Source organism: Motilimonas thetidivivens (assembly GCF_046452435.1).
GTDB lineage: Bacteria > Pseudomonadota > Gammaproteobacteria > Enterobacterales > CBDFNC01 > Motilimonas.
Genome location: NZ_JBKFDK010000015.1, coordinates 19,976 through 37,855, shown reverse-complemented (window position 1 = coordinate 37,855; position 17,880 = coordinate 19,976). Strand labels below are relative to the sequence as shown.

The 17,880-nt window shown below is 42.9% G+C and carries 14 protein-coding genes; 10 read left to right on the top strand and 4 right to left on the bottom strand.

What is annotated here, in order from left to right:
* Positions 1-18 precede the first annotated feature (18 nt).
* Positions 19-918 (top strand): phosphoadenosine phosphosulfate reductase domain-containing protein, encoded by a 900-nt coding sequence (locus ACK8OT_RS12300; RefSeq protein WP_031430830.1) that lies wholly within the window; start codon positions 19-21, stop codon positions 916-918.
* Between the two features lie 77 nt (positions 919-995).
* On the opposite strand, the gene ACK8OT_RS12295 is transcribed toward ACK8OT_RS12300, so the two are convergent.
* A complete protein-coding gene (locus ACK8OT_RS12295; RefSeq protein WP_410196814.1) occupies positions 996-3,206 on the bottom strand; it encodes a DUF262 domain-containing protein in 2,211 nt (736 codons plus the stop codon).
* Positions 3,207-3,618: 412 nt separating this feature from the next.
* Here ACK8OT_RS12295 and ACK8OT_RS12290 point away from each other — a divergent pair, with 412 nt between their 5' ends.
* From ACK8OT_RS12290 to ACK8OT_RS12260, 7 genes are all read left to right on the top strand, one after another.
* Positions 3,619-4,179 carry a hypothetical protein gene (locus ACK8OT_RS12290; protein ID WP_410196813.1) on the top strand — a complete coding sequence of 187 codons (561 nt, stop codon included), beginning with the start codon at positions 3,619-3,621 and terminating at the stop codon, positions 4,177-4,179.
* Positions 4,180-4,194: 15 nt separating this feature from the next.
* Positions 4,195-6,645, top strand: coding sequence for a hypothetical protein (locus tag ACK8OT_RS12285; RefSeq protein WP_410196812.1), 2,451 nt, complete (start codon positions 4,195-4,197; stop codon positions 6,643-6,645).
* A complete protein-coding gene (locus ACK8OT_RS12280; protein WP_410196811.1) occupies positions 6,642-9,560 on the top strand; it encodes a tyrosine-type recombinase/integrase in 2,919 nt (972 codons plus the stop codon). Before ACK8OT_RS12285 ends, ACK8OT_RS12280 begins: the two co-directional genes overlap by 4 nt.
* A complete protein-coding gene (locus ACK8OT_RS12275) occupies positions 9,545-10,807 on the top strand; it encodes a hypothetical protein (RefSeq protein ID WP_410196810.1) in 1,263 nt (420 codons plus the stop codon). Before ACK8OT_RS12280 ends, ACK8OT_RS12275 begins: the two co-directional genes overlap by 16 nt.
* Before the next feature lie 329 nt (positions 10,808-11,136).
* Positions 11,137-11,274 carry a hypothetical protein gene (locus ACK8OT_RS12270; protein WP_410196809.1) on the top strand — a complete coding sequence of 46 codons (138 nt, stop codon included), beginning with the start codon at positions 11,137-11,139 and terminating at the stop codon, positions 11,272-11,274.
* A 366-nt stretch (positions 11,275-11,640) separates the two neighbouring features.
* Positions 11,641-12,453, top strand: coding sequence for a PEP-CTERM sorting domain-containing protein (locus ACK8OT_RS12265; RefSeq protein ID WP_410196808.1), 813 nt, complete (start codon positions 11,641-11,643; stop codon positions 12,451-12,453).
* Positions 12,454-12,511: 58 nt separating this feature from the next.
* Positions 12,512-12,703: a DUF4113 domain-containing protein gene (locus tag ACK8OT_RS12260; RefSeq protein ID WP_410196807.1), complete on the top strand. Its 192-nt coding sequence runs from the start codon at positions 12,512-12,514 to the stop codon at positions 12,701-12,703.
* Between the two features lie 341 nt (positions 12,704-13,044).
* On the opposite strand, the gene ACK8OT_RS12255 is transcribed toward ACK8OT_RS12260, so the two are convergent.
* Positions 13,045-13,251: a helix-turn-helix domain-containing protein gene (locus ACK8OT_RS12255; RefSeq protein ID WP_410196806.1), complete on the bottom strand. Its 207-nt coding sequence runs from the start codon at positions 13,249-13,251 to the stop codon at positions 13,045-13,047.
* Between the two features lie 597 nt (positions 13,252-13,848).
* Positions 13,849-14,055: a helix-turn-helix domain-containing protein gene (locus ACK8OT_RS12250; RefSeq protein WP_410196805.1), complete on the bottom strand. Its 207-nt coding sequence runs from the start codon at positions 14,053-14,055 to the stop codon at positions 13,849-13,851.
* Between the two features lie 202 nt (positions 14,056-14,257).
* Between ACK8OT_RS12250 and ACK8OT_RS12245 the strand changes: the two genes are divergently transcribed.
* The gene (locus tag ACK8OT_RS12245; protein ID WP_410196804.1) at positions 14,258-15,031 is read left to right on the top strand and encodes a hypothetical protein; all 774 of its coding nucleotides are present in this window, start codon (positions 14,258-14,260) and stop codon (positions 15,029-15,031) included.
* Positions 15,032-15,250: 219 nt separating this feature from the next.
* Positions 15,251-16,480, top strand: a complete 1,230-nt coding sequence (locus ACK8OT_RS12240; protein ID WP_410196803.1) for an Arm DNA-binding domain-containing protein — start codon at positions 15,251-15,253, stop codon at positions 16,478-16,480.
* Between the two features lie 372 nt (positions 16,481-16,852).
* Here ACK8OT_RS12240 and tdh read toward each other — a convergent pair whose 3' ends face one another.
* Positions 16,853-17,878, bottom strand: a complete 1,026-nt coding sequence (gene tdh, locus ACK8OT_RS12235; RefSeq protein ID WP_410196867.1) for an L-threonine 3-dehydrogenase — start codon at positions 17,876-17,878, stop codon at positions 16,853-16,855.
* Positions 17,879-17,880: the final 2 nt, after the last annotated feature.

Sequence of the window (17,880 nt, the reverse complement as noted above, 5' to 3'; positions counted from 1 at the left end):
CGCACGCAGGTATTATGAATGAGTGATCAACGCAAGGTAAAACATGTCCTTGGCCTATCAGGAGGCAAGGACAGTGCAGCTCTCGCAGTGTACATGGCTAGGAACTATCCTGAACTTGATATCGAGTATTTCTTTACCGATACCGGCAAAGAGCTACCCGAAGTGTATGAATACCTAGAACAACTAGAAATTGTACTAGGTAAGCCCATCTTACACATCAATGACAAGAAAGGGTTCGATTATTGGTTAGAGCAACACAATAATTTTCTTCCTGCGGGCCAGCAACGGTGGTGTACGATCCGCATGAAACTCGAACCCTTTGAAAAATGGATTCGACCTTTTCTGAATGATGGCTATGAAGTCATTTCTTATGTCGGTATTCGCGCAGATGAACCGTGGCGCGATGGCTACCGCCCGAATGAGAATCAAAAGTACCTCACCATTAAAATGCCGTTTGCAGAAGACGGTATAAAAAAACAGGGAGTGCTCGATATTCTCGATAGTGCCGGGTTAGGTTTACCCAAGTACTACGACTGGCGTTCTCGTTCAGGTTGTACATTCTGCTTTTTCCAACGCAAGATTGAATGGGTACGGTTACGTGAAGAGCACCCAGAAGCCTTTGAAGAAGCTAAATCATACGAGAAAAGAGCGGAAACCAGTGCCAATGGTGAAACCTTCTTCTGGATGGGTCCTAATGAACCACTAGAAACGCTTGAGGATCCTGAGCGTATCAAGCAAATCAAAGAAAACCACGAGAAGGTAAAGGCCCGATTCGAAAAGAAAAAGCAGCGTGAAAGAAAACGTCGCTTAGGTATGCATGCAATGGTCGATGAAAGCATGCTCATCGACACGTTAGATATGGACGCGATGTATGACCTTGAAGAGGGCGGTGGTGCGTGTATCACTTGCTACAAATAAGAGAAAAAACCAGCAATAAGAAAGGCTCTTTGTGTGTTGCACAAAGAGCCTTTTGCATTATCTAAGGCTGGTGAAGACTAGATGCGTAAGCTCAACAGACGAGTTTTCACCGACTCTTCAAGAATATCGAAACGTTCAGACAACGCTTTCTCGATATCCACTTTACCAGACTGCTCACAGACGCGACCAAACGTATCCCCGATCAACAAAGATTTCATGACAATCTTATTGTGTGGAATATCAGCAAAATAGCGTGATGATTCCATTGAGCTAATCACACTATTCGCCGCACCAGAAATCAGCACTCGGTTTAGCGGGCTATTCAAAATGTGGTTAGGGTCCTGACGGATCTCATCCGTTTTTTGTCCAAGACCTTTTACAGACCCAAGCGGAATAATGTGGTGATCGTTCAAGCCATCTGACGCGTTTGCCGGCCACAGTACAACGTCGTTCAGATCATTCTTTTTGAATGCATTGAGTGGCTTAGTTTCTTTTGCGTCCAAATCGTAGCTTGGTGTCACACTCAAAACGTATTGCAGGATCAGGTTATGGATACTTTCTTTCGGGTACTCATTTAGACGCTGCATCAACAGATCTCTAGACGCAAACTTGTCATCTTGGAAAATCTGGGTTTCTCTGTCCAAGATCACCTGTCCGTCGCCATTAGCAACCCAGTTGTACAACTGGTTAATATCATCAATAACAACGGCACTTTGATCGTAAAGATAACGACCAGAGAACGCACTCGTCCAGTACCAGAATTCGACTTTTTTATGCACTGCTGCATCATTCCAAAAGCGATCTTCCGCGAAGATATAAGCGATAGGCTGAATCATTAGCTTGTAGTGCAACTTGTTGGAGTTGTACACACCACAGCGAATCAATAGAAACGAGTATGCACGCTGTACGGCCAGAGTTGCGGTTTTAATGTACTTTCGAATGATCTCGGTATCCAGACTCAGCAACGTCTTTGAACTGGTGTCTTTTTTCTTCACTTCAAATGCGTTACCTGCTTCAAGCTCAATTTCTCGGCGAGCTAATGCAGTACAGATAGCGAGAATCGCTTTAGAGAGGTACCCAGAAGGCAAACCATCAGACAAACTATCGAGTTCATTGAGGTATAAACGATCAGACGCCCCACTCGCGTGCTGGAGCGAAGAGCAAAGCGTCACTGGCTTAATAAACATCGAGCGAATGTTCGAACTAAGTGAGTATGTCGACGTATCGCCAGCGACGCTCTTTGCCACTTTCGCTGAGACTAAGTCAAAGTCATCGAGCTTCATACCGCCATCGTTCAAATGACAGAAAATAGGGATAGCACGACGAATATCATTGGTCACCAGACTATTGAGCTTATAGTCATCAAAAATGTCACGAACTAGGTAGTTAGAAACGTTGTTTTTCCACTCACTCTTACAAGTGATGAAAATTTTCTCGATTTCTTCTGCGTAAACGATGCCACTGTCTTCACACTCTTCAATGGAATCAATGCCATCAAAAAGCTGTGCCGTATCATAGTGCTCTTTGATGAAGGCAAAATCGTCTTCGTATTTATCACGAATTGCCTGCATGTTGATTTCAGCAATCCCTTCTAAAATTCGATTAACAACGATCGACTTGGTACCAATCATAAACAGAGGGATCATGCCATATTCGACACAATCGTTGACAAACTGAGTGATGACTTGCGGTTTGGTCTTACCCGATTCGATGGCTTTCACTTGGTTGTAAGGAGAGAACCATTTTGAGACTCCTTTACTGTTGCGTTCGTTGAACGTTTCACAGTTAAAGATATCGACGATGTCATTGGGCTCAAAGTGGTCAAGGCCGTCCTTGTCAAACACGACTTTGGTGGCATTGAACACATCTGTAACGCTTTCATTCGCTTTACCTACAACCGGTACACGGATAAACCAGCGTACTTTCATCGGGTTGGCTTTTTTCGAAATGAATTCAGACAATTCGGCTTGGTCAGAGAACTGAGAGAAGTCAAACACATCATTAAATGCGTTGTACAGCGTAGTTGTTCTCTGCTGACCATCGAGCAGGTACTCGCATGGATCGGAATCCGTTGAGGTGTGTTGAACTGTTTCTCCGATTTTACGCAAAGCAAAATCGTCTGACAGCCCTTCAAGGATCAAAGAACTCCCTACAGGGAACTTAAGCAGAATTGAAGCTAGTAAGCTTTGCTGTTTTGCAGTTCCCCATTTGTAATCCCTTTGGAAGTCAGGCAATAACAAAGTTTGATCGTTAATTTTTCTAAACGTATCACCGAGAGAGCGTTCCATAACCAACCTTAAAGTTCATAAATAACAAACAATATTTTCGTTTATTATCTATCACACCAACCATGACTATTCCATTTTTAAGCTAAAAAAATAGCTAATACAGTTACTTCGGTAACATATTTCATCTTACCGTATGAATATAGTCACTGAAGTAAAGAGTACTGAATGAGGGGGCTAACAGCGAGATCGAAATATTAGTAGTTGCTCTGCCGGTAATCCTCCCATTTTTGGGCTACGACCTTAGGCTAGAACTTTACTCTAATTTAATGCCTTATCCTTATTTGTGTGTTTTTGAGCTATTTATCCTAGTTGTGCTCACATTTTTGATGATTCAGTTATTCATGTTGTGAAACGCTCTGCTAGCTTGATTATTAACTGTTTTATTATTTGTTGACTGTGTGCAGGGGCCTTTATGGGGCAGGCGATAGCGATATCAAAACTCGAACTTTTAGCTTCGCCTTATCCAGATGGTGAGGTCGCCAAACATCTTCAATACCTGCTCGAGCACTCTCACCGTCCTGTTGTTGATTCATTACTTAATGCTCTCCAGCCAATCAAACTCATTCAGTGCAAAAACAAACTTTACCCAGTACAAAGTCTTGATGAGCTGCACTGGTTGCGCTCACTCAATCCCAATTTGAATGTTGAGATTTATGTGGTTAACAAGGTGCGGAGTATTGAAGAAATCGAGCATGCCATTTTTGAGCATTATTACTTTAAGCATTCATCTAGCATAAATAACTTAGACTTGCCTGCGCTAGAAAGTATCTGGAATCAACAGTCCAGCCGACCTTGTTACTTAAATCAGAAACATTATGCACAATTGTATGGATGCGATCGCAGCACACTAAATCGGCATCAAAAGCGTTTAGTCGATGCCACGTCAACTCATCTTGAACCACCTAGTGAAATAGCTAATGACTTTGATTGGGCTGATGTGACTGGGCATATTCCCGAGCGGATCACCTCGTGATAGGGAAGTGCAACAATGGCTTGGTTGATTCCCGTAACTCAAACCGAAATATTCCCTCGCGAACTCAAGCTTGAAGGCATCTATGCCAAGTATATCGAGCAAGCTCAATTACCTGAGGCTGGTTTCGCGATTGATGACTGTCAACTTGATCAATCTTTGGATATGCTTTGGTGCTTATGCCCAACACCGCCTGCGCTTTTTTATCCAAGCTCATATCGACGAATTATTCTTCAATGGCTACAAGCACATGTTCAGCGCTCGGGTAAGCTCAATCAGCTACAACGTAATGAAAAAGCCCAGCTTGAATCGCTGATTGAGCAACTGGTTGCGATTGCTTTGAAAAGCGATGAAGCCATCAGCTGTATTCCCGCTGATGCAACGCGCTCATCATTAAACTCGGTATTGACCGATTACCCGATGTTCTCGACCTTACTTTTCATTGAATCCATTGCTGATGTGCAGGAAAAGCGCTGGTGGTTTTGGTTATTAGTTCGGTTGCAACGCTGTGTTGGTGTGATGACTTATGAGCAGTGTTTAGCATTCGATAATGCAAGGCGCACTTTAAAGAGTTACCCCGATTTCGCTTTGGATAAGTTGATTAATGGGAGTAACGTCGCGCTTGCAAAGTTTTGTACTAGCATTTCAGAGCTAGCCAAATTCAGCCATTTTTTTACTAGGCCACCTATCAACCGCTCCACTAAACCAAGGTTTTTGCCGTATCAATCAGACAACGAATACGTGCAGTTGTTATCATTGTCAGACGACATCAAGGTCGATTTGTTTACTCCTGTTGATCTCGATGGCAATGAGAAAAGCACTTACTTTCAATTTGATACCAATGTTGACGATATTAAACAGCAGGCACTGACGCACCAACAGCAGCAGCGTAAATATCAGTTGCAACGGGCGGGAGTTGAATCGGCCATCGCAAGGGCGAATAAGATGCACCCGATGTCAAACAGTGCATTAACACCCAATGAGCTCAATGCATGGCTAAACCTGCATTGCCCTGAATTGTTCAATAACCAGCTTGATCGAATACCTAAAGAAGATCGGGCCCATTGGTTTTTGTTCTTCCTAAATATTTTTCTCGGCAAGCTTGATAACGGGCTGAGGTTGTTTAATGGCGCAACGACCAGTAATGAACAGCCATCCTGTTTGAGCATCGTTTACGCTCTCGATAGAAAGGCATCATGTCAAGTTGACCTCAGGCTTAGCAGTCGTTTATTTAAAGGCAAGCAGGCTCCAGAAAGCGCAAAGCAATATTGGTCAACACAATCATACTTTGATGTAGCACTGCCTTGGCCTCTGGGTTCACTGCTTAATCTTATATTGAGGAACATTCCAACTAACAAGCGGCATAAGATTTCACTTTATGATGCTATCGGTACAACACTTGAACAACATAGGCGATGGTTGGCCGGTTGTATTAACAAAACCAAAGCGTTACTGCCTTTTAAGGTGACTCCCAGTATTATTTCAAATGCCTTTCGCAGTTTTTCTGTGCAAACACTGCCATCGGTCTGCGCTGACTATTTACAGCAGCAAGGCAGTGTATTGATGCATTACGTGAATATGGAACGGGACGATGTAGCCAGTTTGGCAAGACGTGATTGGTTTGCATTTTTAAATGCAGTTGGACTCAATGAAGGGCGTGATTGGTCACAGGAAACAAGTATCGGCGCGATGACTCTGGAATCATTCCACGAGCAGATTGGCAGCGCAATAACACTGCGTGAATCGGTTTTACCTAAGGTGTTTGATGCGTTGCTCTCGCCACTCACTACATTGAAATTATCACCTTCGAATAGGGTTGAAGTGGCGCAGCGGATTGCTTTGTACTTACATATTCGCTCTGCAATCGAACTTGCACTGCGTCCCGTCAAAGCGCCTTATCCATTGGATCAACAAGTGGCTTGGTTAGCGGGTGTTATGACGGTGCAAGACAAGCGCGTTCATCACTCGCAGGAGCAACGATTATTAGTACTTTCAGCTTCACTTGCAGAGCTATTACAAGGTTATCAAGCATTCTGTGCTGAGCTAGGCTGTGGCTATCGTATTGCTACTTCAGCTTGCCTGTGTGTTTTTGATGGCCAAGCCTGGCAAGCGCTCGATCCTAAGATGTTTACCACCTTATGTGAGCGTTACATCGCCCCCATTGATCCCGGCTGTTTTCGTCATCTTAGTGCGCATCAATTAGTTCAATCTTGCTTATCCCATTCAAGTCAATTTGATCAGCAAACACTTAATCAAAAAATGAATCATTACAAGCGCGGACAACAGGTGTTAGGGGAGTATTCTCTTTGTTCGATTGAGCATGTTATTGAGCGCCAACAGCAGGCTCAGCAGCATTTAATGGACGTGCATCCGTCGTATCACGCTCGCGAGGTTTGGGCTGCGATGAAGAAATGGGATCAGTGGTTGTTGCAATGGATGGGCCATTACACGCAAAAGGAGTGTGGATGACTAAAGGGCTAGACGATTGGATACTCGACTTTGCGGATGCGCTACCAGAGGAAAGCTCTGCGTCTTTAACGGATGCGCTCATCACTGTGTGTCAGCGTTTAAATGATATAGAGCCAAAAGTATTTTCATTAGCCGTGCTTAATAAGTATCTGCTTCGAGATCTCGCCAAGCCTCTATCATTAAAGGCGACAACGGCAGATGAGTTAGAAGCCACCGCCCATGTGTTGAATTGCTTGTACCAAGTTCACATCGAACAAAATAAAGAGATAGTTAAACCAAACGTTTCATTGCCATTGCGAGAAGAGTGGGCACTTTTCGACAACAAGACACCTCCGCTTGGCGTTATTGAAGCGTTGCAATCGCTACTTTATTTCACTCACCCTTCGGTGAATGGCTTTCATTGTCAGGGTGTTAATCTAGATTCCGCAAACTTAGGTCAGGCCATGTTAACGGTTGTGTTTCGCTGCGGATTAACAGAATTAAAGGAAGTGGAAGCACTAACGCTGCTATCTATGGGCGACTGGCATGTGGTTACAGGCAAATATCCTATTGCCAGCGTCATTATTCCAAGCCTTGCGCGCCGAGTATATCTGACTGAAGAGTCTATTCTGGCAATGTACCGAGTCATTCGAGTAATAAGTGGGTTGTCGACGGCCAAAAAGAAACAGCTGCTTTATGAAGCCCTAGAGCATTGGAAGTCTTACGCTCAGTCGATGTCACGACCACACATTGCTTGTTTGATTGAGCAGATGTCAGTAGCCTGTCTCGTTCGTTATTTATCTTTTATGCAACGCAGTGCAGGAATGAGTCATTTATGGCCTTTGCATAATAGTGCTGAAGCGCATACTTTTATCCGCGCATTTACGGGGCGAATTACGCCACACTCAACGCCAAAACGAGCAAGCAACGAACCACTTAATCAAGATGGATTAGATTGGGAGCAGGGCACAGCATCCAGTGTTAGCTTTAGTGATAGAGCACCCATCAAGCAGATTCTTGATAACTACGCATTACACTCACCTAAGCAGCAACGAAATGATGCGCATTTTGCTAATGCAAAACGCCAGCTTCAAGCGCTTATCGACACGAAAACCCATTGGGCGAGTGCGCTGTTAACGCAGTGGATCACGTCGTTGTTTTTAGTTGGCTCACCGTGGAAGAACAAACTTGCTGTGAGTTCTTTGCTTAATTACCACTCCACAGTCCAGCGATTTATTAAGGCTGCTTGGCGGGATAAAGATTGTTTAGCCTTGTCTGTCAGTGATTTTGAGCTCTGCTGTCAGCATGGCATTAACAATAATCAAAACGCTGATGAGCAAAGAACGATCCTGCGTTTTTTAAGCTTTTGCTTGCAATATGAGCGATTCCCTCGCATTGATACAGACGCTTTGGAGTTGATTAATCGCAAGCACATCACGCGAGCGCATTATATCCCGCCAGCATTGTTCGATGATATTTGCCTGCAATTTTGCCCAAGTCATGGATCGCACCCTATTCCGGTTATTGTGGTGATGCAGCTTTGCTATTACGCAGGTTTAAGGGAAGACGAAGCCTTATCCTTGTATATCCAAGATATTGATTTTAATACGGGCATGCTTTATGTCACTCATCGCAAAAAGCGTAAATCAGCCCATGCGGTGAGAAAAGTGCCATTAGCATTGATACCTCGGCACATACTCAGCTCAATCAGCTTGTATATTGAAGAGCAAAACCTTGCTCAGCAAGACGTGGAGTATCATGAAAGAACGCTGATCGACCCAGCATATTACATTGTGATGGAAGCAGAATTTATCGACTTAGCACGTTCAGTGCTCAAGGACGATAGTATTGTCACTCACTCATTTCGTCACTGCGCAGCTAACAATTGGTGTTATTTATTAGCGACGCAGGCCTTTCAGCCTAGATCGGAGCCGGCCTTATACTTTAATCAGCATCCGCTGTTTTCAAAAGAGCAAAGGGAACTTATTCACCAAGCATTTGTCGCATGTGGTATCCAGTTAACACCGTATTTTCCGGTGCTAGATTGGGTCAGTGATAAGCTAGGCCATGGTAGTGTGAAGGTGACGTTGAGTAGCTACCTGCATATTTTGGACTGGATTACGTTGGTTATCACTTCCAGACCCAAAGCGATTACGAAGGCCGCGCTTCGATACTGGTGCGCTGATTCTAATTATGGCTTTGAGCGGCAAAAACAACTGCTTTTTGAGGATCTGCAAACAAAACAGACGGGTGTGGTCAATCCCATATCGCTAAACGATTGGGTTAAAAAATATTGGCGAGAAGCGAATTGTATATCTGTTAAAGCACTGCCGACTTCGACAAGGGAAGGGCGAGGCGGTGCTTTATTGGCGTTTTCACAATTTGCTAGAGAGCTAGAAAAGCAAAAATTAGGGCTAGCGGATGACAAGTGTCACCCTGCAATTAGCCAATGGCTTGTGTCAAATAATCATACCCCAACTCCCTTTATGGCTAATTCTCGCCAAGCGTCATCATGGCTGAAATTGAGCCTGACGGTGGATAAATGGTCTACCTTGCCAGCAAGCCAATTACGAACAATGAAGAAACGCATGAGTAAGTTTTTGCAGCTGTATAGTGAACGCAAAGAGCTAACGCGTTACCGCGATCTTCATAATGTGCTGACGGTTTACCAATTGTTTAATTTACACGCAGTTAAAATCAAAACATTAATGCCAGAAGAGGCTATAGCGTCCCACCCTTGGCTCACCTTGATGAAGCGTTTTGATGTGGTCTGCATACCTGTGCCTCATAACGGCAAACTGAAAGCGGTTATCAGGCCCCATGGGCATCATTGGCCACTGTGGCAGGACTTAGACGTTATCGTTCGTTTGTTTATTCACTATCTCGAATATTCGTTGGTCATCAAAAGCGAGGAGGGGTTATGCAAGGTAGTTTGATTCTCTCATCTTGTTGCCGGGTGAAGTTTTTAACATTTATTGTTAATGGCATTATTGGTAATGACAAAGATCATGTTCATCTTGGTGCCTATCTTGATGTTCAAAACAAAAAATTGATACTGAGCAACCATCTTGCCGTTAACTCGGGTGTTACGGCTTCATACGTTTGGGACATTGAAGATTTAAACATTAAGCAAGACTGTTTTTTTGAACTACCAGCCAAAGGCTTCGTCAATATTCTGAATAATTTAGACAAAGGTAAGCCAGTTAGGATGAATTTTTGCTCTGATAATCGAGTTGAACTCGCCAGTTTTGTTGAGCCGGAGGAAATTCAAATGACACTTTTTGGCATGGAGAAGTCAGCCCAAGCCCTTATTAGTCACCAACAGGTAAAGCACAAAGTCCGTATAATGACTGATGGTGCTCAGAGTAATTATCAGCGCGCCCCTTCAAATTATAGTTGTGGGTTTAGAGTATCAGCTTCGTTGTTTCATCATTTACTTCAACTGGTTAAAGACCTGAGCAAGCAACAAAGTGAGCTACAAAGCCGCTTTGGCGTCACATTGCGTTTGACTGAATCTTCAAATGATTCGACATTAACTATTTTTGCTCAGCGCTCAGAGTGGCACTGCGTTTTGCCGATGACAGTAGAGAACTGTTTTAAGACGGATACAAGCATAGAAACTGAACGATGTGCTTATATTAGCATGGCTCATTTGTCACGATTAGCGGGTTTGTTGAGTGCGGCTCGTGGTGATATTGATGTCTATTTTACTGATAGTCACATTGTAGTTAAAAAAAGAGGCTGGCAATGTACCTTCATTCAAACTCATTGCGCTTGGGATTACCGCCTATTAACTGATGCTGTTGGATCTTTTGGTAGTCAAATGCTTTACCCGTTAGCTGTGGAGCCGCTATTGGATGTGTTGCCTGTGCTAAACATCGCCAATGATGAGCAGACCACGCGTTTATATTTTCAATTTTGCTCCGATTCAAGCGCTACCTATTTGAGCGTCAACCAAGATCAGGTGACCTCAGAGCTAACCATTGAGCTGCCCATCTGTCCTTCGGTACTTAAAGATCCTATTTCATTGAATCTGTTTGCGCTAAACAAGGTGCTTGGCGCATTTCAAGGAAGTAAGGCTATTCGCTGGGGTTTTGATCTTGTGAACCGCAGAATGATTTTTCAAGAGGGAGAGCAGGGCTATTCTGTGGTGCTTGCACTTGGTTGTTCAGTGTATTGTTAGCCCCTGTACGGAAATTCAATTCTCCAATGGTGCAGTGTTAAAAGATCTACCACAATGTCGATTTGTGCTAAAAATCTTAACACAACTTATATTTGTGCTAGATGTGATAACACAAGCTAGCACAATACAAAATGGTGAATCACATTAAAGCTCGAAACTTTTCGCTTCATTCTCTCGTAGTTTACCTTTTGCTCTGAGAAGGTTTTGCCCCATTGTGAGCCTGCGTCAATTGAGCTTGTTCCCTGATGCTCTGCCATATGACTTAGTCTGTTAATTTGTTTAATGTAGCTACATAAGCGGATACTTGGCTAAGTCACGATGATAGTTAAGTGACTTTCATAATGTTACAGCGAGGCAGCAAGCAAATAGCCCTAGATTATTTTGCCCAAGCCATTGCACTACTTGAAAAACAGTCGAGCGGCGATATTCCTGAGCAAGCCGTGGTGAATTACATTGAGGCATTATGACTCAACGGCAAGCTGCAAATGGCATAACGGAAAATATACCAATATCCGCTCAAGGATAAATTGCAGCAGCAAAGGTTAGCCAGCTTGATCGCCCTGCATTCGTTATAGCCATTTGTATTGTTTTATAAAGTAATGGTGAGCTCCTGTGATAGCGCTTTATTTCGCCCTATCACAGGTGTCAGTTATTTTTACACTTTAAATTTATCAAATTGATGTTTTTGGTACAGTTGCATGATTTTATAAGAAAAAAATACTTGGCATTATTCATGCTGTCTCCATGATGAATCACTTAATTTATTAATGTTCATGCACTTAGTATCAATACAATCCCGAAACAGCTGTTAGGAGGGTTGTTATGGAGGCATCATGAAAATGTTTAAAGCTATCGTTGTACCTATGGCTGTATTAGCTCCTGTTGCGGCCAATGCGTTAGATTACACCAGTACCTTTAGCGACAATGGCAATATCACAACAGAAACAAGAGCCTATAATGCGGGTTTAAAAACCGGCTTAACCGAAATTTGGGAATGGTTGGATCTCACCATCACCAATGGCTTTTCTTATAATGAAATTGTTGCTGATTTAGCCGACGACAACCGCTTAAATCATTCGGTGGCATCATTGGCCAATGCCAATCAAGTAGCCGATGTGCTAGGCCTAAGCACACAGGAACAAGACGGCTGGGTTTATGCGACCATCCAAGATGTGGCAGACCAATACTCGGCGTTTTTTAATATAAATATGAACCCAAATAGTAACTATTTTTTTAACGCAAATGTGGCAAGTGTTGAGCATTATATTAGATTATTTGGTGATACTGTTCACGAAGGCTATGATGACACAGGGTACTTTGTTTCAGATGCAAATCCAAATCTAGATAATATTGGCTCTAGTACTGGTTTTACCAGTACAATTCATTCCATTGATAATACAGCAGTATTTAACTATATGGGATCGGTACATGACGGACAGTATATTTGGGATCCTGTTGATAGAAATGTAGACAATATAAGAACTAGTAGTCGATATCCACTTGGTTTTTTTAGTGCTTCTATTTATGGCAGCTATTTAACCCGCCAGATTGCAGTAACCCAAGTCAGCGAGCCTGCCACAATAAGTCTATTCGCGTTAGCGTTAGCAGGGTTAGTGGCGTTTCGTCGTAAGCTAGATCAGAAATAGGGCTTATCCATGTCAGGGGGAGCACTTGAGCTTATAAATATGCTGGAAATGGTTACGATTGAATGAAAATCGGAATTTTTTGCCTAGTGCAAGTGTCAGCTTTTTTTACTCTGAATATGGTAAAAAGCCTCGCTTAATCCAGACATTACTGGCAGGCGAGGAAATCGAGCAGAAGTGGGATATGCGGCGCGAATATTTGTCGCCGCAGTACCCAACTAATTGGCGACATATACCGAAGAGCAGGTGTTAGAGCAGGCCGCTTGCTGAGGTTTAACCCCCCAGTGAAAAACGGTGGCCGTACTTTCAAATTCATCTCTCTGGCTTGACGTTCAATTGTTGTCATAGGTGGCGTATTGACGAAATGATCCAATGGAGAATACGCATATATTGTTGTGTTTCCCTTTTAGTATGATCACGGTTTGCTTGGTTGCCACAGTCAACAATGAAGGTTTGGCGCCCTTTGTTTTTTTCTTGGGCAGTGCTAGCTCCAGTTGGTGATGGTGTTGCTTGAGGTGAGCACTTCACAATCACTACTCTCTGCGGCTATATTCTATAAATCATTCGCTTATTCGGTAAGGCTATCCCCTTCAATCAAGATTCTTTAATAAATTCAAATAGCTGACCTACCTCAATATCAAGATAAGCACATAATTTTTCTATCACCTCAAGCTCAACACGCGTGGCTTCTTCATTATAGAGCCGGGTAATTGTGCCTCTATTAATTCCCGTGTCTCTGGCAACATCGGCAATCTTCAATCTTTTCTCACCCATTATTTTGGATAAGTGACACTTCAACATGTTCTGCTCCTGATAAAAATAATCTCCTGAAGATAAAAAAAGTATTGCAGGAGATTATTTGTGTGTTATGTCCTGTTCTACAGGAGAGCATTAAGCTCTTTTGGAGATTAAATCTATTCATAGGAGATTGTACGATGAATTTTGTCAGTCTACAACTTCCTAACTCTGTCACCAAACCGAACGTCTTGTAAGGTAAGGATAATGAGATGATGCCATTAAACCAATATCAGCGTAATGCTATTTTGTACTTACTTGAACAGCAAGAAACACTAGCGAAACCGATAAGCTTTACGCCCGTTCCCAAAATGGGGGTGAGTGAGAAATAAATCCGCATTATTGATTACTTATCTCGAACGCTTAAAAAAGCTCCTTTCCTAATGCTTCATGAGCTGCAATTTAAGGGGGTTAGTGCCAAGGATATTAAGGACACTATCGGCTCATTAAAGGGGGTTAAAGAAAGCCTAGGGTTGGCTGAATACGCATTTACGGATTGGTTAACGGCTCAGTATTTTGAGGCAAACGCAGACACAAGAAGACTAAAGAGGTTAGTGCTCAATTTATGTGAGAAATTGCCGTGTGGGGGGATCTATTCAGAAGTTATTCTTCATCAACATGTTCTAACAAGTCACCAACTTTGCAATTGAGGTACTTACAGAGTGTGTCAAGCGTATCGAAATCAATTCTGTTGTTCGTTTCATGGTAAAGGCGGGTAATCGTATTTCTATTGATTCCTGACTCTCTAACAACATCAGCAATTTTTAGTTTTTTCGACCCCATAATGGTCGATAGATGGCACTTTATCATAGCTATAGCTTAATTGAATTAATACCTAATTATACCCCAAGATCTGTTTCTGAATCTATTTCAACCGTCACACATAGCAAAATAACCCTCTAAGGGGTTAAAAAACACCTTGACGGAATGCTTAAGTGGTTTATTATGTACCTATGGAGTGTTATTAAAACCCTTTTGAGGGGTTAAAATGGTAATCCGGAGGCTTTAAATAATGAAACTAAGTCAATACCACCGCAGCACAATCATGAGCTTACTCGAGCAACAAAAAGCCCTTGCAAAGCCAATTAGTTTTCTGCCGATCTTAAAATTGGGAGTAACTGAAAAGCAAATAAGAATGATCGACTATGTATCTCAGATCCTACAAAAAGCACCATTCCTTACTCTAGATGAACTTCGGTCTGAAGGCATGAGTCTATCTGAGCTTAATAACACGATTGGCTCTCTTAATGATTTTAAAGGCTTGTTGGGACTATCTGAGTACTCATTTTCAGATTGGTTGGTTGCTCAAGGGTTATGCTATTCAGCGGATGTAGGAATTGCTATACCTTACCTAATCTATCAAATGTTCTTTGAAGAAATTCGTAAATTTCACACCGTTCAAAATAGACTAGAGGCTGGATTGAAAGTCGAGCTAGATTCTGGCGCCCGATTCTCATCAGTAAGTCTATTTGGAACTTCTGATACGATGATCCCTGTTGATGATTATGATGCCCTATTACTTGCAAAAACATTACTTTCTGAGCATTACAAAATCATAGATGAAGACAAGTCTAGGTCTTGTTTACAGTTACAGAAAATTGGATCTTCAGCAGTAAAAGATGTTGAAATTCGATGCCTTTCTTCAAGCCTGTCTAAAGCTACTGTGGGCGGTATATATCTATTCGATGATGTAAAGATGAGTAGCCGATCTCAACACAATTATCTTCTTTACGCCTTCTCAAATCTAATCAATCAACACCACCGACATTGGCATGTAGTGGCTTAAGTGATTTCGGAAGTGACATGAATGACTTTAATCCATTTATTTAGTCGAGGCTGATATGCGAGAACAACAAGTAGCCATTATCACTTTAAACAAAGCTGCGAGCCTAATTGGGTTGTCAGCAAAAACATTGCGCAATCGGATATATGAAGGGGTCTATCCTTCAACCGTTTTTATGAAAGTGAACGGTACATGGATGGCAGATATTGAGGAGTGGAATCGATGGCATCGAACTCAACACTGAATCTTCCAGCTGGTATTGAATGCCACGGCTTAACCTTGCGTATCGTGTTCTATTATCGAGGAAAGCGTTACAGAGAGTCGCTAGGGCTGAAGATCAACAAGCAAAATATAAAATTTGCCAACAGCAAGCGAGAGACTATTTTATATGAAATTAAAATTGGCACATTTTGCTATGCAAAGCACTTTCCTGACTCTAGGCATGCTATCGGCAAGCCAGCCTCACAAACTATTAGTGAGGCAGCAAAGCTATTTCTTCAATCAAAGTCACATGATGTAAGGCGCTCTACCTTTCAGCGTTATGAATGGGTGCTACGGGATTTTTGTGAAGTGTATGGCAAGAACAGAAGTTGTGGCACTTTATCACCTCGTTCATTAATTCTATTTAAAAATGAATTAGTCAAAGATCGTACAGGAAGAACCATCAACCGAAACCTTGTCACGATAAATGCTTTTATCGCTTGGCTATACAAAATGGAGTATATCGAGAAAGACCTGTCGCATGTGTTGGAGCGAGTAAAAGAAAGCGACGTTGACACTAGACCTTTCTCGTTAGTTGAAGTTAAGAAAGCTATTGATAGTAGTTACCAACTTCAGCATAAAAATATCGTTATTATTTTTGCATATACTGGCATTCGAACCGGAGAACTGTGTGCGTTGGCATGGGAAGACGTAGATTTAGAGAACCGCACAATTCATATCCGTCGTTCGACCTATGTAGACCGAGGATTGAAGACGACTAAGACTGATAAAGAAAGATATGTTGACCTAATGCCACCCGCTGTTGAAGCATTGAAGTCTCAATTTCTTCTTACTGGTTCACTTCCCGTGGCAGAGTATGATGTTGAATTGCCCGGTAACACTTTTAGGAAAGAAAAACTGCACTTTGTTTTTAATCCCAAAGTGGTGCGAGCACAAAAATGCAGCGATTTTGATTACTACGGAAATCGAGGCTTAGGTCGAATGTGGAAAAGCTTGTGTGATAATGCGGGCATTGAATACCGAAATCAATATCAGTTGCGGCATACCTATGCGAGCTGGATGATCACTCATGCTAACGTCAATATCAGCTATCTTGCACAGCAGATGGGGCATGCAGATATTACTATGGTAGCCAAAATTTACGGTAAATGGCTTACCGAATCGAATAAAAAAGAGTCTGACCGTGCTTGGCAAGAGCTTGAAAAAGCCCATATAGAAACACTGAAATAAACTATAAGCTGCACTCTTAGACTTGATGAGAGTGTAGCTGCCTCATTCCATTGTCTTTAGTGCTAATTTATTACTTCATTTCTGTGCCACCGCAAACATTCTTTTTCTCATGACAAGTCGTGTTGGGGCTATTTAGTCATCTAGTGGATCAGTTAGTTAGCGTTTGAATAGTTACTTTTTTCATATAACCAATTGAAATGTAATATTAAAAAAGAAAAATTAGCCCCAAGGTTTTTTGAGGCTAATTTACTTGCGCTTTGGGGCTAAATTGGGGCTTTTTTATGGGCAATCTAGGGTTGTTTTCGCCATTCTAGTGTTTTTTACAGTAGTCAGTTGCCTCTTAAATAGATGGTTATTAACCTCTAATAGCCGCTAGCTCCAATCAAGTATCACTTTCCCCGAAGCCCCGCTGCGCATGGTGTCGAAGCCTTGTTGGAAGTCATCTACCTTAAAATGATGGGTGATGATTGGGGTCAAATCCAAGCCTGATTGAATAAGGCTTGCCATCTTGTACCAAGTTTCAAACATTTCACGGCCATAAATGCCCTTGATCACTAAGCCTTTAAAGATCACTTGGCTCCAATCAATGGCCATATCCGATGGTGGAATGCCTAGGAGGGCGATGCGGCCGCCGTGGTTCATGGTTTGCAACATGGCGTTGAACGCGCTGGGTACGCCAGACATTTCAAGGCCAACGTCAAAGCCTTCTGTCATGCCAAGCTCTTTCATCACATCTTCAAGTGATTCGTTGGCGACATTGACGGCGCGTGTCACACCCATTTTTCTGGCCAGTTCAAGACGGTATTCGTTCACATCGGTGATCACCACATGGCGCGCGCCCACGTGTTTGGCTACCGCTGCGGCCATAATGCCAATTGGGCCAGCACCTGTGATTAATACGTCTTCACCCACTAAATCAAATGATAGTGCGGTATGCACGGCGTTACCAAAGGGGTCAAAGATTGATGCTAAATCATCCGAAATGCCAGCAGGGATCTTAAAAGCATTAAAAGCCGGGATCACTAAATACTCAGAGAACGCGCCGGTGCGATTCACACCCACGCCCACGGTATTACGGCATAAGTGGGTGCGGCCGCCGCGACAGTTACGACAATGGCCGCAGGTGATGTGGCCTTCGCCCGATACGCGATCGCCCAGGGCAAAGCCGCGTACTTCTTGGCCTATGCCCACCACTTCGCCCACGTATTCGTGGCCGATGACCATAGGCACGGGAATGGTGTTTTGCGACCATTCATCCCAGTTGTAAATATGAATGTCGGTGCCACAAATGGCGGTTTTGCGGATCTTGATCAGCAGATCGTTGTGACCCAGCTCAGGCATTTCGACTTGGGTCATCCAAATACCTGGCTCGGCGTGAAGCTTGGCGAGTGCTTTTATGG